The 20,730-nt window shown below is 53.1% G+C and carries 24 protein-coding genes and 2 pseudogenes; 1 reads left to right on the forward strand and 25 read right to left on the reverse strand.

Translation table 11 applies throughout. The annotated features are described in order from the left end of the window. From bshB1 to SD71_RS17525, 5 genes and pseudogenes are all read right to left on the reverse strand, one after another. Positions 1-708 (reverse strand): bacillithiol biosynthesis deacetylase BshB1, encoded by a 708-nt coding sequence (gene bshB1 / locus SD71_RS17505; RefSeq protein WP_041065955.1) that lies wholly within the window; start codon positions 706-708, stop codon positions 1-3. Continuing rightward, positions 705-1,124, reverse strand: a complete 420-nt coding sequence (locus tag SD71_RS17510) for a methylglyoxal synthase (protein WP_041066277.1) — start codon at positions 1,122-1,124, stop codon at positions 705-707. The genes bshB1 and SD71_RS17510 overlap by 4 nt, the downstream gene beginning before the upstream one ends. Before the next feature lie 24 nt (positions 1,125-1,148). Beyond that, positions 1,149-1,951: pseudogene (gene dapB / locus SD71_RS17515) on the reverse strand (4-hydroxy-tetrahydrodipicolinate reductase). 4 nt (positions 1,952-1,955) lie between these two features. Next, positions 1,956-2,504 (reverse strand): tetratricopeptide repeat protein, encoded by a 549-nt coding sequence (locus SD71_RS17520; protein ID WP_052476366.1) that lies wholly within the window; start codon positions 2,502-2,504, stop codon positions 1,956-1,958. 45 nt (positions 2,505-2,549) lie between these two features. Beyond that, complete coding sequence (locus SD71_RS17525; protein ID WP_052476367.1) at positions 2,550-2,918, reverse strand: nucleotide pyrophosphohydrolase; 369 nt, start codon at positions 2,916-2,918, stop codon at positions 2,550-2,552. 83 nt (positions 2,919-3,001) lie between these two features. Here SD71_RS17525 and SD71_RS17530 point away from each other — a divergent pair, with 83 nt between their 5' ends. Next, positions 3,002-3,961: a YitT family protein gene (locus tag SD71_RS17530; protein ID WP_235427198.1), complete on the forward strand. Its 960-nt coding sequence runs from the start codon at positions 3,002-3,004 to the stop codon at positions 3,959-3,961. Here SD71_RS17530 and SD71_RS17535 read toward each other — a convergent pair. The 20 genes and pseudogenes from SD71_RS17535 to trpD all read right to left on the reverse strand — a co-directional run bounded on the left by SD71_RS17535 (position 3,880) and on the right by trpD (position 20,717). Next, positions 3,880-4,830, reverse strand: a complete 951-nt coding sequence (locus SD71_RS17535; RefSeq protein WP_041065958.1) for a sporulation protein YpjB — start codon at positions 4,828-4,830, stop codon at positions 3,880-3,882. The genes SD71_RS17530 and SD71_RS17535 overlap by 82 nt on opposite strands. A 57-nt stretch (positions 4,831-4,887) precedes the next feature. Then, positions 4,888-5,526 (reverse strand): DUF1405 domain-containing protein, encoded by a 639-nt coding sequence (locus tag SD71_RS17540; protein WP_041065961.1) that lies wholly within the window; start codon positions 5,524-5,526, stop codon positions 4,888-4,890. Positions 5,527-5,614: 88 nt separating this feature from the next. Then, entirely contained in the window at positions 5,615-6,484 is an 870-nt protein-coding gene (locus SD71_RS17545) for a menaquinol-cytochrome c reductase cytochrome b/c subunit (RefSeq protein WP_041065964.1), read from the reverse strand. Positions 6,485-6,503: 19 nt separating this feature from the next. After that, complete coding sequence (gene qcrB, locus SD71_RS17550; RefSeq protein ID WP_041065967.1) at positions 6,504-7,175, reverse strand: menaquinol-cytochrome c reductase cytochrome b subunit; 672 nt, start codon at positions 7,173-7,175, stop codon at positions 6,504-6,506. Positions 7,176-7,193: 18 nt separating this feature from the next. After that, complete coding sequence (locus tag SD71_RS17555; RefSeq protein ID WP_041065970.1) at positions 7,194-7,727, reverse strand: ubiquinol-cytochrome c reductase iron-sulfur subunit; 534 nt, start codon at positions 7,725-7,727, stop codon at positions 7,194-7,196. 163 nt (positions 7,728-7,890) lie between these two features. Further along, entirely contained in the window at positions 7,891-8,328 is a 438-nt protein-coding gene (locus tag SD71_RS17560) for a DUF2487 family protein (RefSeq protein ID WP_161793413.1), read from the reverse strand. 26 nt (positions 8,329-8,354) lie between these two features. After that, on the reverse strand, positions 8,355-9,317 hold the full coding sequence (locus SD71_RS17565) for an alpha/beta fold hydrolase (protein ID WP_041066293.1): 963 nt from the start codon (positions 9,315-9,317) through the stop codon (positions 8,355-8,357). Between the two features lie 141 nt (positions 9,318-9,458). Beyond that, positions 9,459-9,641, reverse strand: a complete 183-nt coding sequence (locus tag SD71_RS17570) for an IDEAL domain-containing protein (RefSeq protein WP_041065972.1) — start codon at positions 9,639-9,641, stop codon at positions 9,459-9,461. Between the two features lie 39 nt (positions 9,642-9,680). Beyond that, entirely contained in the window at positions 9,681-10,187 is a 507-nt protein-coding gene (locus SD71_RS17575) for a gamma carbonic anhydrase family protein (protein ID WP_041065974.1), read from the reverse strand. Positions 10,188-10,265: 78 nt separating this feature from the next. Then, on the reverse strand, positions 10,266-11,498 hold the full coding sequence (locus tag SD71_RS25145; protein WP_041065977.1) for a hypothetical protein: 1,233 nt from the start codon (positions 11,496-11,498) through the stop codon (positions 10,266-10,268). Positions 11,499-11,612: 114 nt separating this feature from the next. Continuing rightward, a complete protein-coding gene (locus SD71_RS17585; RefSeq protein WP_041065980.1) occupies positions 11,613-12,215 on the reverse strand; it encodes a histidine phosphatase family protein in 603 nt (200 codons plus the stop codon). After that, positions 12,212-12,814, reverse strand: a complete 603-nt coding sequence (locus SD71_RS17590; RefSeq protein WP_041065983.1) for a hypothetical protein — start codon at positions 12,812-12,814, stop codon at positions 12,212-12,214. The genes SD71_RS17585 and SD71_RS17590 overlap by 4 nt, the downstream gene beginning before the upstream one ends. Beyond that, positions 12,811-13,407 carry an RNA polymerase sigma factor gene (locus tag SD71_RS17595; protein ID WP_041066296.1) on the reverse strand — a complete coding sequence of 199 codons (597 nt, stop codon included), beginning with the start codon at positions 13,405-13,407 and terminating at the stop codon, positions 12,811-12,813. The genes SD71_RS17590 and SD71_RS17595 overlap by 4 nt, the downstream gene beginning before the upstream one ends. A 441-nt stretch (positions 13,408-13,848) precedes the next feature. Further along, complete coding sequence (locus tag SD71_RS17600; RefSeq protein WP_082034319.1) at positions 13,849-14,997, reverse strand: prephenate dehydrogenase; 1,149 nt, start codon at positions 14,995-14,997, stop codon at positions 13,849-13,851. A 4-nt stretch (positions 14,998-15,001) separates the two neighbouring features. After that, on the reverse strand, positions 15,002-16,099 hold the full coding sequence (gene hisC / locus SD71_RS17605) for a histidinol-phosphate transaminase (RefSeq protein ID WP_041065986.1): 1,098 nt from the start codon (positions 16,097-16,099) through the stop codon (positions 15,002-15,004). A gap of 95 nt (positions 16,100-16,194) precedes the next feature. After that, positions 16,195-17,032, reverse strand: a pseudogene (gene trpA / locus SD71_RS17610) (tryptophan synthase subunit alpha). Then, positions 17,029-18,225: a tryptophan synthase subunit beta gene (trpB, locus tag SD71_RS17615; protein WP_041065988.1), complete on the reverse strand. Its 1,197-nt coding sequence runs from the start codon at positions 18,223-18,225 to the stop codon at positions 17,029-17,031. The pseudogene trpA and the gene trpB overlap by 4 nt, the downstream one beginning before the upstream one ends. Continuing rightward, positions 18,222-18,878: a phosphoribosylanthranilate isomerase gene (locus SD71_RS17620; protein WP_041065991.1), complete on the reverse strand. Its 657-nt coding sequence runs from the start codon at positions 18,876-18,878 to the stop codon at positions 18,222-18,224. The genes trpB and SD71_RS17620 overlap by 4 nt, the downstream gene beginning before the upstream one ends. Next, complete coding sequence (gene trpC, locus SD71_RS17625; RefSeq protein WP_041065994.1) at positions 18,875-19,681, reverse strand: indole-3-glycerol phosphate synthase TrpC; 807 nt, start codon at positions 19,679-19,681, stop codon at positions 18,875-18,877. Before trpC ends, SD71_RS17620 begins: the two co-directional genes overlap by 4 nt. After that, positions 19,671-20,717: an anthranilate phosphoribosyltransferase gene (gene trpD, locus SD71_RS17630; protein WP_041065996.1), complete on the reverse strand. Its 1,047-nt coding sequence runs from the start codon at positions 20,715-20,717 to the stop codon at positions 19,671-19,673. Before trpD ends, trpC begins: the two co-directional genes overlap by 11 nt. Positions 20,718-20,730: the final 13 nt, after the last annotated feature.

Genomic DNA, 20,730 nt, shown 5'->3' on the forward strand with positions numbered 1-20,730 from the left:
TTAGAAGCTGTCAAGTGTGATCGGTCCTTTGGGTATGAAGCCTTCCGCATATTCGAATCCTTTCGGCTGCCCGAGAAGACGGTCCCTCGCCACCACTTGCTCCAGATAAGCCCGTGTGAGAGGCGTTTCCACCCAATCGGCGTCATGGCCTGCAGGCAGAAATTGCGATCGGTAAGCCATCAGCGCATTCATTTTAATGTCATGCACATCGCTGACATCCATCAGCAGCTGCGGAGTATGCGCGTCATTGATGAAGTAGAAATAAAGCTGATTCACAGTCCACGCTGGGAGCTCCGGTATGTATCTCCTTAGTTTGGCATTAAACACCGCTTCTTCAGTCAACCGGCTGCAAACGATATGATCGGGATGACGGTCGACATGATAGGGCGCAAACACGACTCGGGGCCTATACCGCCGAATGGCGGTTACCATCGGGTCGATCTGGTCCCGTTCCACCGACAGCCGCCGATCCGGAAGCCCGAGATTATCCCTTACCGTCAACCCCAGTACATCCGCCGCCTCCGCGGTTTCGCGCTGACGGGTTTCCACGTCGCCGTTCGACGACATCTCGGCATAGGTCAGATCAATGATTCCGACCTTCCGTCCTTGCCGGATATGCTTCGCTATCGTCCCGCCCATGCCGATCTCCGCATCATCGGGATGAGCCGCGAATACGAGCATATCCAACTCTTCATCTGCGCGGCTCATCCTTCAAGCCCCGGCTTATATTTGTGGACAAGCTCGCGCCAGGCGAAATCTCCCCGTTCCAATGCTCTGATGAGCAGTTCGCCTGTAGCGACGTTGGTCGCCACGGGAATACCTTGAACATCGCAAAGCCTGAGAAGCGCGATAATATCCGGCTCATGCGGTTGAGCCATCAGCGGATCTCTTAGAAAAATAATGAGATCCATCTCATTTTGCGCTACCTTTGCCCCGATTTGCTGATCGCCGCCCAATGGACCCGACATAAAACGATGAATGTTCAGCGACGTATTTTCCATAATTCGCGTTCCCGTCGTTCCCGTTGCATAAAGACGGTGATTCTTCAGAACATGTTCATAAGCGATCGCGAAATTGACCATCTCTTCTTTTTTGCGATCGTGAGCGATGAGTGCGATGTCCATCATAGCCGGCAAAACTCCCCTTCCCTACTCTAGAAAATGCTCGAATCCATATACCATGCCCGTCACGGACATTATTTTTTTGATTGCGGAATTGACCCCCGGCATATAACCGGCGCGATCGTAAGAATCGTGGCGTATTTTCAAAGTTTGTCCGAAAGCTCCGAATATCACTTCCTGCTGCGCGAACACACCCGGCAGGCGAACGCTGTGTATGCGGAAGCCGTTGTAGTACCCGCCTCTGGCCCCTTCGATAACTTCTTCTTCCTTCGGATTCCCTTGGCGCAGCTCTTCTCTAGCTCAGAAATCCGCTCGGCCGTTTTGATGGAGGTGCCGGAAGGCGCGTCCAGCTTCTGGTCTCCGTGGTATTCGATAATTTCCACATGGGGAAAATATTTGGCAGCCATCGCGGAAAATTTCATCATGAGGATCGCGCCGATCGAGAAATTGGGAGCAATCAATCCGCCGATGCCCCGGTCTTTGCACTGCTTGTCCAATTCGGCAATCTGCTCCGGAGTGAAGCCTGTCGTCCCGACGATCGGGCGCACTCCGTAGGATATTGCGGTTTCCGTATTGGGCATGGCGGCTTTGGGTGTGGTAAAATCGACAAGCACGTCTGGGCTTGATGAAGAAAGGGCTTCGCCTAAGTCAGAAGAAACAATGACGCCGGTATCGGGTTTACCGACCAGCGTTCCGGCGTCAACGGATTTTGCCGATGTATGAACGGCTGCAACCAACTGGAGGTCAGGATCCTCCAAAACCATCCTGACCACTTCACGGCCCATACGCCCGCTTGCTCCGGCTACGGCCACCTTTATTTTTTGCGACATGCGATCACCTGTTCCTTCTGGGATTATAATGTGAATACTGTTGTTTAATGAGGCGGCGTCTGTCTGCTCTCACCTCGTGCAGCAAACGTTTGGCCTCCTCGTAGTGCGGGTCCAGCTGAAGCGCGTCGCGCAAGCATTCCAACGATCGCCTGTAATCTCCCTGAATCCGGTAGCCGATTGCAAGCAGCAGCCGGGCTTCCGCGGACAGCGGATCAAGTTGAACGGCCTCTTTTAACCAGATCAGGCTTTGTTCGATGTTCGGCGGAATGGCTGTAAGAAGATTCCGGGCATCGATCATGCGCTGCTTGGCCGTCATCATCCGCAGGTGCAGCTGATAGGACTTGTCCTCCGGATCCAAATCCACCGCCTTCTGAGCATAGCTCATGGCTAACGGCTGCTTCCCGCTTCGTGCGCATGTAATGGATGCTTTATAATAAAAAGCGGGGTTGTCGGGTTCGATCTCTATGGCTTGCTGAAACCAATGTAACGCGAGTTCGAAATCCCCCTGAAAGATGGCTTCGTATGCCTGCCGGAGGCACGTATCCCCGTCCATGCCGACCATCCTCCTTTCAATCGAGGATAGTACAGCATATGAATATCAACGGCTATCGGTGTCCTTCCTCGTCCACCTGTCCGCGTCTCTCGTATTGAATTTATGCATGACTTTCAGGTGAGTGTCCGTCAAGTCGATGCCCAAAGAATTCGCGTAGCAAAGGACGATAAATAAGATGTCGCCCAATTCCATCTCGACTGAGTTGTCCGCTTCATCGGACTTCTTGGGCTTTTCTCCATATAGATGGTTGATTTCCCTGGCAAGCTCGCCTACCTCTTCCGTCATCCGCGCGAGCATCGACAAAGGGGAAAAATAACCTTCCTTGAACTGTGATATGTAAGCATCGACATCACGCTGGATGTCTGCAAGCGTGCGCTCCTTGAGCGGCAAGCCCGCTATGCGGGATTCTCCCATTGTAGGCTTCCTTTCCTGAAGGTGTCATTTCTATGTTAGCGTAAGACGTTTATGAAAACAATGTTTTGTGGAGGTGTGTCCTTTTGAACGGTATCAATATGTGGAATCTCGTGCGTACCTGGGGTCTTCTGGCAGCGGGCACGGCAATATATGCGTTCGGCCTGCAATATTTCATCCTGCCTAATTTGCTCATGGAAGGCGGCGTAACCGGCGTTGCCATATTGCTTAATTATGCGCTTGCCATCCCAGTGTCCCTTTCCACATTGGCGATCAACCTGCCTCTATTCTTGCTCGGCTGGCGGCAATTGGGCCGGGGAGCAATGGTATATACGCTGGGCGGAGTCATTCTGCTTTCATTGTTTCTGTGGCTGATGGAAAATCTGGTGCAGCTGGGCTGGCTTGTACCTTTTCAAACGGAGCAGGATTTTATCCTTGTCGTCCTCTATGCCGGTGTAACTCTAGGCATCGGTCTCGGGCTCGTGTTTCGGGCAGGCGGCACGACCGGCGGAGTGGATATCATTGCCAGAATTGTTCACAGGCTCCGCGGCTGGAGCATGGGCCAAATCATTCTCACGCTTGATGTCGTCATACTCGGCATCTCACTCCTCTTCATACCGAAGGAGAAAGTGCTGTATACGCTCGTAACGGTATTTATCGCGAGCAAGGTTATCGATTTCATCCAGGAAGGTGCTTACGCGGCCAAAGCCTTCACCATCATTTGCCACAACCCGGAGAAATTGGCTCAGGATATCACCAAAGAACTGGAACGCGGCGTCACATTGATGCCTGCGGTAGGCGCATATTCCGGTGACAACAGAACCGTCATCTATTGCGTGGTCAGCCGTTTCGAAATCCGCAAATTAAAAAGCCTCGTCCGTCTTCATGACCGGAGGGCTTTTATCGTCATCAACGATGTTCACGACGTCTCGGAGAAGGCTTTCGGGACGAATAACAAGGTACTTTATTTTTTCCATCGTTTCAAAAAGCGTTCGGCTGCATCCGGCTCATCCTTAAGGCGGGATCTGCCGCCTGCTGGGGCGTAAGGTTCGGCGCGGTAACGCCGCCATCCGACCCAAGTGAGCACGGTCACGATGAATGAACCCATCATCGCCGACCAGCCCCAAGGCGGCGCCGCTGCCGGCGGAACAAGCGCCGTCGTATGCTTCGCTCCGGGAAATAATGCATCCATCGCGCTTTCAAGCGAAGGTATAATGCCTAGAAGCGTCCCTGCATCCGGTTTGTCGGTTTTTAACATACGTTGGGTATAACGCAATACGGAATCGCTGCGTTCGACTACCCCAGGCTCCGCTTTGAGAAGCGCTGCCGTACGGATCACACCGTAATGCTGGGCTAAACGCTCAAGCGACAGCACGGCCGAAGCAGGGGTAATAAATACGCCTGCAGAAGCTTCGTCTTCCAGAGATTTCTTCAATGCTTGAATATCATCCCTCAGAATGGACCGGTATTGATGCCAAAGCGGCTTTTCAGGCCGGGCGAGCGCGTCGGCCGCAAGACGCAGCGAAGCGGCTCCCGCCTTCCAGCTTTGTTCATTCGGCGAGATCGCCGTAACCGCCCTTCGCATTTCCGAAATGTTATGGGCTAACGATTCTACACCTTCGACGGATGCGATGCCGTTCATCGGCAAAGTGCGGAAGCGGTACTCGATCACCCTTAGGCTTTTCAGAGTAACATCGACGTTCCCCTTATTCACCGCATCGTACAGCGTTTCGACGGTGGCGAGAAATTGCGTATAAGCGGCTGCCGGCGCGGCGCTGTCGTCTGAAGGAGCAAAGCTCTTTTCAGCACCCCGCACTGTAAGCGGCATGACGAAAATCAGAGAAACAGCGCTAAGAGCGGCTATACATAAGTATCGCAGCCGGCGGCTGACGATGGCTCGTACATATGCAAACAAGGACATCCCCTCCTGCCCTAAGGTATGAGGGGATGTCCGCATTTAGAACGGTTTGTCCTAGTCACGATAGGAAAAGCGAAACCGAGCGATTGCAGCCGATAAGACGCTTAAAGCCGTCAACAGGAAAGTAAACGAGCCGACAGCAATTAAATCATCTCTCAGCTGTAACGGGAGACTCGGGTAGACGCCAAAGGTGTAATCCACCGTATCGTTGAGGAACGTCCAAGCCGCCGCCGCAAGCAGCGCCATGCCGCCGAACGTGAAAAACCGGGCATACACAAGAGCGCAGACCGCCATAGCGGTATGTCCGATAATCAGCATCCAATCCTGCCACACCAGTATATCCCCTTGCGCTTGTCCGGCAAAAATAATGGCGGTTGCCCATATGCCGTATTTAACGGAGGTCACTACACCAAGCGCCTCGACGACGCCGCGAACAGCGTTCACCCAGCGATGGCGCGAAGCTCCGGGGGAAATCCACAACCAAAGAACGGCAGCGGCAAAAAACAATGAGGCGGTCGGGCTGTCCGGAACGAAAGGGAGCTGCCAATGAGGGTGCGTATTCCATGTGAGCTCGAGCTGATAATTATACCAGTAGTAGCCGTAAATAGTTCCTGGGATGTAGATGATCATCATCAGCCATAGAAGCTTGGGGTGAAGCAAGAAACCGCGGGAAAGCAGCCATCTCCAGGTCAAGAGAGGTCCTCCTTGTGCTAGTAATGCAAAAATAGCGGCACCGAGTGCCGCTATTTGCGTGAATTGATTTGCTGAACGAGATTGAGCGTTACTCAGCGCCTTCAGCTTTTTGCTTGGCCAGCCAAGCCGCCACCTGATCAATCTGCTCTTTGCTCAATTGGTCTTTGAACGCCGGCATTGCTTCGCGTCCGTTGGTGATCACATTGGCAATCTCTTCTTCGTTCAGCCTGTCGCCGACACCGCGCAATGCCGGTGCGTTGCCGCCTTGCAGCTCGGCGCCGTGACAAGAAATACATTGGGCTTCTTTCATCGTTTCCGTAAATGTCGGATCGTCCGACGCTACCATTGCCGGGATCTTCTCTTTGCCCGGAACCGGCCGCGGCAAGCCCTTCTTGACGGCTTCCTCCGCCTCAAGCTCACGCTTGATATGCTCAGGCGTCACTTCGTTGATTCTAAGCTCTTCTTGATAATGATGCCAAGATACCCAGGTCAAATAGGTACAAGCGACCAACGAAAGGATCATCAAGGAAGAGGCGATCGGACGGCGATAGAACCGGCGCTCTTTGCCCGTATCCAGGAACGGGGCAAGCAGGAGCGAGATGAAAGGAAGACCGGAAAGGCCCAGTACGCCGAGCACCAGGTAGTCTCCCGAAGTATAAGGATACTTCAACAGTTGATACAGGAATAGGAAATACCAGTCCGGCATCGGAATAAACGAGCTGTTTAACGGGTCGGCCGGGTAGCCGAGCGGAGCCGGTTCGGCGATGACGAGAACCAGAAAGCCTACCAATACGACGACTCCGACCATCCACTCTTTCAGCAGGAAGTTTGGTATGAACGCTTCCGATTTGCCCGGATAAGCGGAATAATCATGCGGTACGTTCACATTGTTGTGCCTGCGGATACGGGAATCCCCGACATATACGACTTTTTCATTCGGATCATGTTTATGTGCCATTGCTAGCCACTCCCCTCTCTTACAGCGGCCCGGAGATGCCCTGTTTTCGAATCATAAAGAAGTGTCCGGCAAGCAAGGCGAGCAGCGCACCAGGCAAGAAGAACACGTGAATCGCGAAGAACCGCGTCAGCGTTTGGGCACCGACGATCGTTCCTCCGTTCATCAGCTCCTTGATGTATTCGCCAAGATAAGGCACGGATCCTGCAATTTCCAGACCGACCTTCGTAGCGTAATACGCCTTGTTGTCCCAAGGGAGCAAATATCCGGTGAATCCAAGGCCGAGCATGACAAAGAAAATCAGCATTCCGACTACCCAGTTCATTTCACGAGGCGCTTTGTAAGAGCCTGTAAAGAAGACCCGCAGGGTATGTAGGAACATCATGACAATTACGAGGCTTGCTCCCCAGTGATGCATACCGCGCACGATGGCACCGAATGCCACCTGGTGCTGAAGATAATCGACGCTGTAATAAGCATTGATAATGTCCGGTACGTAGTACATCGTCAGGAACATGCCGGAAAGGATTTGGATTACGGTAATAAAGAACGTCAAGCCGCCGAAACAATAAACGAAAGCGGAGAAATGGTGAGCCGGATTGACGTGCTCAGGCACCTCATGATCCGCAATGTCTCTCCACATCGGCGTAATATCCAGACGTTCGTCAATCCAGTTGTACATGTTTTTGAACATGGACGAAACGCCCTCCTTCTACTTCACGCGACTATTCGGTTCGAGCGGTCCGAGATAAACCCAGCCGTTGTCCGTTTTCACTTCGAATTCGTCCAGCGGCTTCGGCGCCACCTTCAGATTTTTGCCGTCTTTGGTATACTGAGCGCCGTGACAAGGACAATTGTACTTGTTCGGATCTTCGCCGCCCCAGTGAACGGTGCATCCCAGATGCTTGCAGACAGGCGACAGCGCAAAAATCTTGCCGTCGTCTCCTTTGGAGATCCACGCCGCCAGCTGCGGGTCGCTCTCGTACCAGCCGTCGACCTGATGGATCTTGAACTTTACTTCCGTCGGCTCATTCGTCACTTTGCTTTCCTCGATAACTTTGACGAAAGCACCTTGCTCTTTCTTTTGCAATATAGGATCTACAGCAAAGCGGATCATCGGTAAAATGGCCCCGCCTGCCATGAAGGCTCCTGCTCCGCCCAGCGTGTAAGAAAGAAACTGGCGTCTTGTCATTTCTTTGCGCTTGGCCGGCTTGTGCGCGGTATCTTGCTGCTGTTTGTGGTCCATTCATTCTACCCCCTTCGCCCACCAAATCTCGCGTCCGATACGGACTTAACAATATGTTCACAAGGACATAACTATCATAGCCCACGCGTTATAGAGCGTCAAGAATGGGGCTGCGAGTTTCATAGCGAGTCAGCAAAACCAAACTTAAAATGTTCTCAAATTGTCACAATTCCTTGAGAGATTCGCTTGAGCCCCTTCTCCAGAGGTCTGCAATCTCCTTGCGCAGCCTCTGTTCATCGGGCAGCTCGTCTTCCCTGACAGGCTGAATGATGAGATCCGCAGACACATCCGCAAAGCCGTTCGGCCGGCCGCACACAACAATCACGTAACGATAGCCGAGTTTCTTCAACTGTCCGCATAACCGGTTAAGCCTCTGCTTGTCATCCACGTCTCCACTATAGTAATGGAACGCAGGCACAGTTACCGTTCGTCCGGTAAACGCCTGTTCCAAAGGAGCGAGCCAATCTCCCGTTTTGGCCGCGAGTTCCGTGGCTTCCGCGGGAGTTTCCCCGCCGGTAAGACCGGATATGGGCAGCAGGCACGTGTCCAGAAACGGCTGAAGCTCCGCCCAGCCCGCTTCGTCGATTTCACTGAACCTCATATTCAGAGTCCTTTCTTGTTCATGCTTCAAAGCCATTCGGCAATAAAAGTCATCGCCGTGTCGGCGAAACCGGGCAGCCCCTCGTGACCGTAGTCGGGATAAACCTCTACCCTTTTCGGAGAAATAATCTTGTTGTAAGCGGCAAATTGCGTGGATGGAGGCGTGATCGTGTCCATCAGTCCCGTTGCCATCATGACCTCACCTTTAATACGAGGCGCCAAATGCTGAACATCAATATAACCCAGCTTTTCGAAAATTTCGGCTTCTCTCGTGTGAAGGGGATCGAACTTGCGGAAATAGGCTCGTATTTCATCATAAGCATCTTTCGCCAGATCCATCTCCCACACCCTCTTATAGTCCGAGAGAAAAGGATATACCGGAACCAGCTTTGCAATCCTGGGCTCGAGCGCCGCGCAAGCCAGCGTCAACCCGCCGCCTTGCGAATAACCCATAGCAGCGACTCGGCTCGGGTCGACTTCATGCAAATCCATTACGATGCCGGCCAATTGCGCTGCGTCCAGATAGATTTGGCGATACAGCAGGTTGTCCGGGTGATCGTCTAGCCCGCGTATGATATGCCCGTTTAATGTATTACCCTTCACTCCGCCTGCATCCTCGGATGAACCGCCCTGTCCCCGGACGTCCATGGATATGAAGCTTATGCCGAGCGCGGCGTAAGCGACTTTCTCCATCCAGTCCCCCGAATTCATGGAGTACCCGTGAAATTGAATGACGGCGGGATGAGGAGCTGAATTGCCTTTGGGACGTATGTATTTCGCATGAATCCGGGCGCCGCGCACGCCTGTGAAGAAAAGCTCAAAGCAGTCGGCGATCGGCACCTGGAACCGGGCCGGTATCAGTTCCACTTGGGCATCGACGCTCTTCATTTCGGTCAAGGCCCGCTCCCAGTAATCATCGAAGTCTGCCGGCCTTGGGCTGATCCCTTGATAGGTTCGAAGTTGCTCAAGCGGAAAATCGATTAACGGCATATGAATGCTTCTTCCCTTCATGTCCTTTTTACTCTAATATACAATCCATCCTACTCTATATTTTCTCACAATAAAAGCGCCTCCCTCCTTTAGAAAAGGAAAAAGGCGCCTTGTTCGTGCCGATTCAAAGCGCGAACCGGCTTAGGATTGAATGGTCTTTAATTCATCGGTCAAACGCCGAAAGGATTCGACGTCTCCTTGTGCGAGCGCATCATCAATAGCGTCGTATATTTTCTCCGTCCGGTAATTGCGCAGCGCTTCGTCAAGGACCATTTCTGCCGCCAGCCCCAGCATGGTCTCATAGGCGACTTTCATGTTGTCCATTCGTTGCACCTCCAAAATCCGGCGTTGCGGGCTCCTCGATCAGGGGTTCCCGTATTGCTCGCCTTTGCTCACGTAACTGTCCGCCGTTGTTTTCATCCGCTGCAGATCTTTCTCGGTCAGCTCCCTGATCACCTTCGCAGGGGTTCCCAAGCATAAAGTATAAGGCGGAATGACCTGGTTCTCCGTAACGATCGCGCCGGCTCCCACTAAAGCATATTCACCGATGTCAGCCCCGTTCAAGACGATAGCCCCCATGCCGATCAATGTACCTCTGCCTATCCGGCATCCGTGGATGATTGCAGCGTGTCCGACTGACACTCCATCCTCCAGAACAAGAGGTTGATTCGTATTCACATGGCCTACGACCCCATCCTGTATATTACACTGTCTTCCGATCTCGATCGGCGCCAAGTCCCCGCGCAATACCGCATTAAACCAAACGGTGCTCTGCTCGCCGATCGTGACGTTCCCGATAATTTTGGCTCCTTCCGCAACATAGACTCCCGACGCCAATCGCGGGTAAATTCCCATAAAAGGCAGTTGCATATACAATCTCTCCTTTTTTCCCCGTAACGTGAATTTTCAGAGATTGTAGCAACATACCTGCCGGCTGTCAAACGGCGGTCAGTCTATGACCAGCTTATCTTCAAAAGCCAGCGTATTGCCGGAAATCAAAGATTTGCCTTGCGGTGTTATGCGGATAACGTTTGCCCCTTCTGCAGTTTCTCCCCACCGCACCATCCCTAAGTGCAGCATCATGGTCAATACGCGGCGCTCCAGGATGTCCTGCTGCGTATCATAATAATAGGGACGAACGAGAGGCTGCAAAATAGAGGTTAAGGATTCGACGGTCAACCAGTTAGAAGACAGCCGCATTACCCATTGAATCAGCGCGGATAGATTGGGGATCGCTCCCTTATACACCCGCAGCCAGAACCGGTACAAGCCGGTGGGATCCATTCGTTCCGTTCCATCCGCTATGCCGAGACCCTGCTCGGTAAGCACCAGCCTGTCCGGCTGTTCCGCTATCAGCTTGTGATAGTATGCAAAATCGTAGATGAGCGAAAACCTGTCGGGATAATCGCGGAATCTGCGGCCATAGCCGAATCTCCAGCCGCCCCGGGCCGGAATGTTCTCGTGGACGGCGAACAGCTCCAGAATCTGTCCGACTTGCCTTTTGTACATCACCCCTTCTGCAGTAAGCGGAATGTCGTTGGCCCGGACATAGCGCATGAATTGGACGAAATCGTCCAAAATCAAGCTTCTTTCGTCCCGATACACGGGAGGTTCCTCCGTATACACCAGCGAGGCGCGATATTTATGTTCCAAAGCATCGCAAAGCCTCGTTTTGATGTCTTCCGGAACCTGGTATAAATAGCGGGTCTGCTGAGAAAAGCCGTTGAACAACCAGCCGAAACGCTTGAACCGGCTGATGGCATGGCGGGCAATTTCATCCGGGCCCATGGGTGGAACTTCCTGCGTTTTTTTCGCTTTGCGGGTGCGGCCGCCTTTCGGCGGGCTTTTGGCTAATGGAGGCGGCTCCGGCGGCTTGAATTCAACGCCCGCCGCAAGGACTTGCTGCCGGAGAACGGCTGGGTCGCTTCCGAGCGCTCTGGCTTTCAATTCTTCGAGACTATAAGCCGCCCGGGATTCGAACAATAACGAATTCAAAAAACGCAAATCGCTCGCCGTTATCTCATCAACCCGCGTTTCGAGCACATCCCGCCGCTGCACCGTCGACAGAATGGATTGGATCAACTCATTTTTCGAGTGGCTGCTGCAGCTGCAATCATAGGTTTCTGCGATTCTGGTTAACTCGGCAATATCCGCGTAACAGAGCATGTCGGCCAAGTTCATATGTCATTCCCCGCTTTATGGAGGATTTACTCTCCATTATCGGCGCGGTAAAGAGGTTTTAAACTTCATATAAACGCAAAAAAATCTGGCGTGGCCGCCAGAGTTCGTTGTCGACTATGAGTTTGCTTTAATATCGTTTAAGTGGATGGTGCAGTTGTGCAGCAATGATTGCCATCCTTGCTCCTGTCTCTGAAGGATACTGAGAGACATGTTCAGGAGATAACTGTCGTCCAGCTCCTTGCACATAACCTTGAGCAGTCTGGCTAAAAAGCTGCCATGGGTCACGACAAGCCACGCCTCTCCGGCATGCTCCAGGGTCAGCTCCTCCACAAATTTCATGCCCCGATCGACAATCGAGAGATCCGTTTCCTGATCGGGCACCCGATTTCTCCAGTCGGCGCCCCAACGGGCCAGCCGCTCTTGTTCAGTCGTTCCCTCGGCTTGCCCGAAGTAACGTTCGCGCAGGCGGGAATCCTCTATAAGGGGAATTCCCATGCTGTCGGCTAATATTTGCGCGGTCTGCACCGCGCGAGTCAGATCGCTGCACATGATTCCGTCCCATGACTCACCGTCGCGAACGAGACGATCTGCCAGCAAACGGGCCTGATTGATCCCCTCGCTGCTGAGCGGGATATCGGTAACGCCCTGTATTTTGCCCAATCGGTTCCATTCTGTAACGCCATGGCGAATCCAGCCGATTCGGGTCGGTTTCATCATGCACGTACACGAGAGAACCAATTCAGTATGAGCAGCGTCATAATGATTCCCAGCATCGAGAAGGCGATCCAATATTCCGGCATTGACGGTGTCACATGAAGCATAATGGGGTCGCTCAAGCTTGCAACGGGGACGTCGACATGCACGCTGCTGCTTAACTGCTGACTCGCGGCGAATGCATTCGCCGTTTCCATAATACCCGTGTCCTTGGCGGTCAAGCCATGAGCCCGGCTGAACGATGTATACAAAAATCCGCAGACGAACAAGGCCAGAAGCGCAGCAAGCAATCCGGCCACCTTGCGCCTGAAGGCGTAAGAAAACGTGTACGTACGGCGAACGGTCGGCATGTACCAGCTTTGTTCCGAGTAGATCCGGTTCATGACGCTTTCATTCAGCCCACTGACATTCACCGGATTCTCGCTCCATGTGTCGTCCGTAGGCCATTCATGAAGCAATAGGGCGCTCTCTTCCCAAATACGGAATTCCGCCTCGCATGCGCTGCAGCTGTGTACATGCAAATCAACGGCTAAACGTTCGGGGGAATCCTCCGGCAAGTCCCTGTATATTCCGAACCATTCCGCTGCCTCTTCGCATTTCATCGCAGTTTCATCTCCTCGTACTCCTTCGTCATCGCCGGTTCGTTCATGTATGATTCCAATTGCGTCTTGACACTGGCCCTGGCGCGGAATAGCAGCGATTTAACGGAGCTGACCGTCTGACCCAGTATGTTGGCGATTTCCTGGTAATCCATACCGTCATATTCCCTTAAAATAAGTGCGGACCGCTGTTTTTCAGGAAGGCTGTTGATCGCTTCCCGTACCATGGATACTTTCTCGCTGCGCAGCAAGCGCTGCTCGGGCGCCGCTTCCGGCGGAGCGGCGGGTATGTATGTGGAGTCGTCCAGCGACAGATGGGCCGACTTCTGCTTCCGAAGCTCGCTTAGAACCGTATTCCGGGCAATCGTATACAGCCAAGTGGAGAAGGATGCGTCCACTTCCCGAAAGGAATGTAAGCTTCTGTAGGCTTTATAAAACGTCTCCGAGCATATGTCCTCGGCAAGTAATTCCAGTTTTGCGCTTTTGAGCATGTGGTATACGAAAGACAGAATTTTCTTCTGATATCGTCCCATTAACGTTGAATACAGCTCTACGTTCCCGTCTTTGATCTCGCGAATTAATTGGGAATCGGTCATCATGTCCGCGACCCTCCCCTCTTCAGGGTAAACGTTCGCAGCCGGATGTAATATATATTGTACCGGCCAAAAACGAAAAAGTTGCGCCGGGGGGCGCATTTCTACCTGAGAAACCAGTTTTTTACAAATCACAACAGTTATTGTATCACAGGTGCAGTGGGTATGAACTTAAAAATTTCTCAAATTATTGAAGGGAAATGTGTCCTATTTTATGGTTATTACCCAATTGGCATAACAAGCAAAAAAAAACCACCCCGGAGGGTGGCTGCACATAGTGCGAGTATTGGATAGGAGTGGAGAGAAACCATACTGTACTTTTATTATATGAATACGTTTACATTTTGTCAATAAGCGTTTTCATTTTATTTTAAGCGGTTACATTAGAGTTCCGGGTTTTATCGCACAAAAAAACGGCCGTCTTCAGGGACGGCCGATGCGTGATCAAAAATGAACCGAATACTCCATTGATTTCAGCAGCGCAACCGCTTTGTCCAGATCTTCATTCTGACGGAAAGATAACCGCAGCACGCCCGGCACATCTTCCCGGCTTTCGATAATCTGCAAATTGCTCAGGTTAATCCGGGCTTGCCCGAGCTCGGTAGCGATTTTGCCGATGATCCCGGGGTGATCGGGCACGTCAACGTAGCATTCGTATAATGATGTGATCATACCTTTTCTGCGTTCCGGGAGCTGACTGCGGAATTGTCCCGCTCGCCGGAATTGCTCCTCCAGCCCGTCCCCGTCCGACTGTTGGAGCAATGCAGAGAAACCGTCTATCTCCGCTTGCCAGTCGCGAAGCAGCTTTAACAGAACGCCGCGGTTGCTCAGCAAGATATCCCGCCAGATGAGCGGATCGCTGGACGCGATACGGGTGATGTCCCGGAAGCCTCCGGCCGCAAGACTTCCGTAAAGCTCGTTCGACTCGTTATAGCCGGCAATCTGATTGACAAGCGCGACGGCGATGATATGCGGCATGTGGCTGATCGCCCCGACGATGTCGTCGTGCTGCACCGCATCGGTCTTGACGATATGTGCTTTCGTATATTTCAACAGTTCCTGCAGCCGGTCAACAGCTTGCGGCGGCGTTTGTTCAGTTGGTGTGAGCACGTAAAAGGCGTTTTCAAACAAATGGGAGCTCGCCGCTTCAACACCCGAACGTTCGGAGCCGGCCATCGGATGACCTCCGATGAATACTGCGCCTTGCTCCGCAAGTATGGATGCATGACGGACAACAGAGGCTTTCGTACTGCCGACATCCGTAACGATACAACCCGGCTTCAGCGGGATGCGGGCCAGCTCCTCCAAATAATCTTCCAAGCGGCCCACCGGAACGCAAAGAAAAAGAAAATCGGCGTCCGACGCCGCTTCGGCAATAGAGGTCGTAGCGTGATCCACAACGCCTCTGTCCGCATATTTCTGCGCAGAAGCCGGGTTAATGGAGTGGCCGGTCACTTGCACGCCAGGTTTCCCTTTGAAGCATAAAGCCAAGGAACCGCCGATCAGTCCGACACCGAAGATCGTGATTTTGACGGATTTCCCCTGCCCCTGGCCGTTTGATCTTTCCGCTGATGTGTTAAACTCTGAGCTCATGCTGTCACACCTTTATCGCGATTTCCTGCAGAACCGCTTTCAGCGCGGCGACTACCTTCTCGTTCTGCTCCCTGCTTCCGACCGTGATCCGGATATGAGCGGGGTATCCCTTATGGCCTGCTCTCACGATAATGCCGCGGCGAAGCAAAGCATCAAACACTTCCAGCGCCGGCCGCCGCACATCGACCATAATGAAGTTGCCATACGCCGGGAACGCTTGAAGACCCATTTGCCGGAACTCCCCGTCCAAATATTGCAGACCTTCCTTATTGGCACGGCGGCATTCCGTCAGGAAGCTTTCATCGTTGATGGCAGCCAAGGCCGCAGCTTGCGCAAATCTCGATGTGTTAAAAGGCTCACGCACTTGATTGATGCTTCGGATGACGTCGGGACGGCCGATTCCGTATCCGATCCTGAGCGATGCCAAACCGTATATTTTAGAAAACGTGCGAAGAAGTACGACATTCGGGTACTTGCGAAGCAACTTTAGACCGTCCGGATAGGAGGGATCTTCAACATACTCGCAGTAGGCCTCATCCAATACGACCAGCACATTCTGAGGTACTGAGGACAGGAAGCTTTCGAGCTCATCTTCCGTGACTATGGTGCCGGTCGGGTTATTGGGGTTGCACACCCAAATGACCTTTGTTTTATCCGTGACACGATCAAGCATCGCAGCCAGGTCGTGGGTACCCTCTTTGAGAGGAACTTCGATACTGACGGCATTCTCTATTTGTGCGTTATGTTTATACTGAGGGAACGTCTGATCGGCCATAATCGTCTCGTCGCCGGGCACAAGAAAAGCCCTTGCGATCATGAGGATGACTTCATCGGAACCGGCTCCGAAAATGATCTGATCCGGATTTACCCCATGCTGCTTCGCTAATGCGGCGGTCAGTTCAACGGCCGCCCCATCGGGGTAGATGCTCATGTTCTCGAGCTCGCGAGTAATAGCTTCCTTGGCCTTCGGCGAGCATCCGAACGGATTTTCGTTCGAAGCCAGCTTGATCACCTCAGTCAAGCCCAGCTCGCGCTTTACATCTTCCACAGGCTTTCCTGGCTGGTACACCGGCAAGTCCACAATATTCGGTTTAGGTTGCATAGCTTTCCCTCCTGAAAATATGGCAAACGGAGCGTCTGCCGCTCCGTATTCATTGTACGTTCTATTTTGACATATCGCTTTAACGCTGTACAGCACTATTTCCTTGGCTTCAGCCCGGCGATGAAATGTTCGACCGTGTCATAGCCCTGCTTACGGACTTCCTCGTCGTTCGAGATCAGCTCAGGAAGCACCTCTTCGACTTTTCGGACGATGGCGCTGCCGACAATCACGCCGTCGCATTGCCCGGCAAATCGCTCCGCATGTTCGCGCGAAGAAATGCCGAAGCCGACGCAGATCGGTACGGATGATGCTTGGCGAACCGTGCTTAAAAAAAGTCTCGATGCCTTCGTGAAAAGCGGAGCGGACCCCCGTAACTCCCAGCGAAGAGACGCAATAGACGAAGCCTCTGGCATTTGCCGCAATTTTCTCTACCCGCGCTTGAGAGGTCGGAGCTACGAGCGGAATGAGATGAACACCGCACTCTTCAGCGATGGCCCTTGCTTCCGCATCTTCTTCCAGAGGAAGATCGGGGATAATAACCCCGCTGAACCCATGCTCCTTGAGCAGGCCGAAAAATTTAGGCAAACCGAGCTGCAAGGCGGGGTTGTAATAGGTAAACAGAATGAACGGCATCGTTACTCCGCGGCGTCTTGCTTCGGAGGCGACACCCATGCAGTCCTGCATGGTGATCCTGTTCTTCAAAGCCCTTTCGGAAGCTCTCTGAATGACGGGACCGTCTGCGAGGGGATCGGAATACGGCACGCCAAGCTCGATCATATGCGCTCCCGCCCGCTGAGCCGCCTCAACGAGTGCGACGGATGTGTCGAGATCGGGATCTCCCATCGTCATGAACGGGATGAGCGCCGTTTCTCCCCGCTCCTTCAACTCGGCGAACACCGTGTCGATCGCGTTAGGCGCTGTCGTCGTACTCATGGCTGCACTCCCTCTTCATAGGACATGATCGATTCCACATCTTTGTCTCCGCGGCCGGACAGGTTCACAATCATTATTTCGTCTTTAGCCATCGCAGGCGCAATCTTGACTGCTTGAGCTATGGCATGCGCGGATTCCAATGCCGGAATGATTCCTTCCGTACGCGAGAGCATTTTTAACGCATCCAATGCCTCAGCATCCGTAATAGGGACGTACTCGGCGCGCTTGATATCTTTTAAATAGGAGTGCTCGGGTCCGATTCCGGGATAATCCAATCCGGCGGAGATCGAGTGTGCCGGCAGCACTTGTCCGCGTTCATCCTGAAGCACGTAGCTCATCGAGCCTTGGAATACGCCGGGACGTCCTTTGGTCATTGTCGCCGCATGCTCCTCGGTCTCTATACCGCGGCCTGCGGCTTCCACGCCGACAAGGCGCACGGACGCATCGTTAATAAACGGATGAAAAATACCGATCGCATTGCTTCCTCCGCCAACTGCAGCGACGATCACATCCGGCAGACGGCCCTCCGCTTCCTGAATCTGATCGCGGGCTTCAAGTCCGATCACACGCTGAAAATCACGCACCATCATCGGGTAAGGATGCGGCCCGGTTACGGAACCCAGGATATAATACGTATCCTCAACATTGCTCACCCAGTAACGCAGTGTTTCATTGCAAGCATCTTTTAGAGTTCGCGTGCCGGACATAACCGGAATGACTTCCGAGCCGAGCAGCTTCATCCGAAATACGTTAAGCTGCTGACGCTTCGTGTCCTCCTCGCCCATAAACACTTTACACTCGAGTCCCATCAACGCGGCTACCGTAGCGGATGCCACGCCATGCTGTCCGGCGCCGGTTTCGGCAATCACTTTCTTTTTGCCCATCCGTTTCGCAAGAACGGCTTGTCCGATCGTATTGTTGATCTTGTGAGCGCCGGTATGGTTCAGATCCTCGCGTTTCAGATAAATCTTCGCCCCGCCAAACTGCTGCGTCAGCCTTTCCGCGTAATAAAGCGGTGTCGGCCGTCCGGAGTACTGTTTCAGCAGGTACCGCACTTCCTCCAGAAAGTCAGGATCGTCTTTATATCGAAGGTAGGCTTCCTCCAGCTCGATTAATGCATTCATTAGCGTTTCAGGCACATATTTGCCGCCGAACGGGCCGAAGCGGCCGTGTTGATCCGGCACTTGATTCATGAACGTTTCACCCTTTCTGCGAATGCGGCGATTTTGCCCGCATCCTTAACTCCATCCGTTTCCACACCACTGGATATGTCCACGCCGGCCGGGCGGTACTCTTTCATTAATTGACCGGCGTTCTCCGGCGAGAGACCGCCGGCGATGAATAACCGCAATCCGTTAATTTCGGCCGCCTCTTGATAGGTTGGGATCAAGTCCCAGCGAAAGGTACGCCCCGTGCCGCCGCCCGCCGTATCCAGAAGAATCGTTGTAACTGCGTTCTTATAAGCGGAAAGTCGATCGGCACTGTCATCCTCGCCAACCGGCATCGCCTTCCAAACCTCGGCACCAAACCGGTTTTGCACTTCCCGGCAAAAATCCGGCGTTTCCTCACCGTGTAATTGTATAACATCCAGCGGCACAACGGATAACACCTCTGCAATCTGCTCGATTGAAGGATTAACGAAAACCCCGACTGAGCGCGGAGGCCGCCCGCCGGCCATAGGGATTTTACTCGACGCAGAGCGAAGCATAGCCGCTTGTTCCAGCGTTACTTGCCTTTTGCTTGGGGCGAATACAAGTCCGATGTAATCGACCGGAAGCCCGTACATGTCATGCAGAGTTTCCTCTTGTTTGATTCCGCAAATTTTCACGATGGCTTGATGCGTCATCCCAAGCTTCCTTCTTTCGTGAGCGGTCCCATCAATTGCTGGACAGCCGACTGTACGTCGGATTGACGCATAAAAGTTTCGCCGACCAATACGGCTTGCGCTCCGGCTTTGCGCACGAACTCCACATCCTCCGGTTCGGCAATGGCGCTTTCGCTGATGGCTGCTACCCCTTGAGGCATGAGCCGGATTAATTGCTCAGTTACATTTAAATTGGTTTCAAACGTCTTCAGATCCCGGTTATTGACGCCGATCAAAGATGCTTTACCCATATCCAGCACCGTTTCGAGCTCCCGACGATCGTGAACCTCCACTAAAGCGTCCATGCCCAAATCGCGTGCGAGATCGTAAAATGAAGCTAATTGACTTTTCGACAGGATCGCCGCTATCAGTAGTACGGCATCCGCGCCAATGAGCCGAGCCTCGTAGATCTGCCTTTCGTCGATGGTAAAGTCTTTGCGCAGCAGCGGGACCTTCACCTTTTCGCGAATTGCTTTTAAGTAATCGTTGCTGCCTTGAAAATATTCTGTATCCGTCAGAACGGAAATGCAATCGGTCGCGGCTGCTTCATAAGCTTGTGCAAGAGAAACCGGGTCGAAATCGGTTCTGATGAGTCCTTTGGAAGGGCTGGCTTTCTTTACCTCGGCAATCAGGCCGACGGGCCGATTGCGGTTAACTAAAGCTTGGTGAAAACCACGGCACGGAGCTGAGTCTGAGATGGCTTTCTCCGCTTTGGATATGGAAAGGGCGCCCTTCAGTGCGTCGACTTCTTGCTTTTTGGTAGCGACTATGCGATCAAGAAACATGGCTCAATTCTCCTGTCGTGGCAATCCACTGCTGTAATTTGGCCGCGGCACGTCCGTTATCGATCGTCCCGGCAGCCAGGTTTACACCGTCCTGCAATGTGCCCGCGAGGCCGGCCACATAGATGCACGCTCCGGCATTCGCTAACACGATATCGCGGTACGGGCTTTTATCTCCGCTTAGAACTTTACCGATCAAGCGTGCATTCTCCGCTGCATCTCCGCCTTGAACGGAACCCAGCGGAACCGTAGCTAGACCCAGCTGCTCGGGCGTAATGTCATAGGTGATCACTTCGCCGCCCTGCAGCTCGGATACCTGAGTCGGAGCGGAAATGCTGATTTCATCCAGACCGTCATGGCTGCCGACGACCATCGCTCTTTTCAGCCCAAGCCGGGATAGCACGGCGGCAACTGTAGCGGTTCTGTTCCGGTCGTACAAGCCGATCATCTGCCGGTCGGCATTCGCAGGGTTGGCAAGCGGTCCGAGCATATTGAAAATGGTGCGCACGCCGAGCTCACGCCGCGGCGCGGCGGCATGCTTAAGCGCAGGATGGTACAGCGGCGCGAACATAAAGCATATGCCGGTGGCCTCGAGGCAGCCGGCCGCTTGTTCCGCGCTCAGATTGATGTTGACGCCGAGCGCCTCCAGTACGTCGGCGCTGCCCGCTTTACCGGATACGGCGCGGTTGCCGTGCTTGGCGACTCTCACTCCCGCTGCTGCACTAATAATAGCTGACACCGTCGAAATATTGAATTTATGAATGCCGGAGCCCCCGGTGCCGCAAGTATCAAGCAAATTTACATTTTCGGTTACAACACGGTCTGAAAAGGATCTCATCGCCTCCGCAAAGCCGGTAATTTCATCTACCGTCTCGCCTTTCATGCGAAGAGCGATAACCGTCGCCGCGATTTGAGCCGGTGTCGCCTCGCCTTTCATAATGGCAGTCATGGCTGCAAAAGCCTCTTCACGGGTTAAATCGCCGCCGCTCATCATTTTGTTCAACGCTTGGGTTAAATTTATCGTTACTAGTTGGCTCATGGTGTTAAACCTC

Source organism: Cohnella kolymensis, from assembly GCF_000829465.1.
In the GTDB taxonomy this organism is placed as follows: domain Bacteria; phylum Bacillota; class Bacilli; order Paenibacillales; family Paenibacillaceae; genus Cohnella; species Cohnella kolymensis.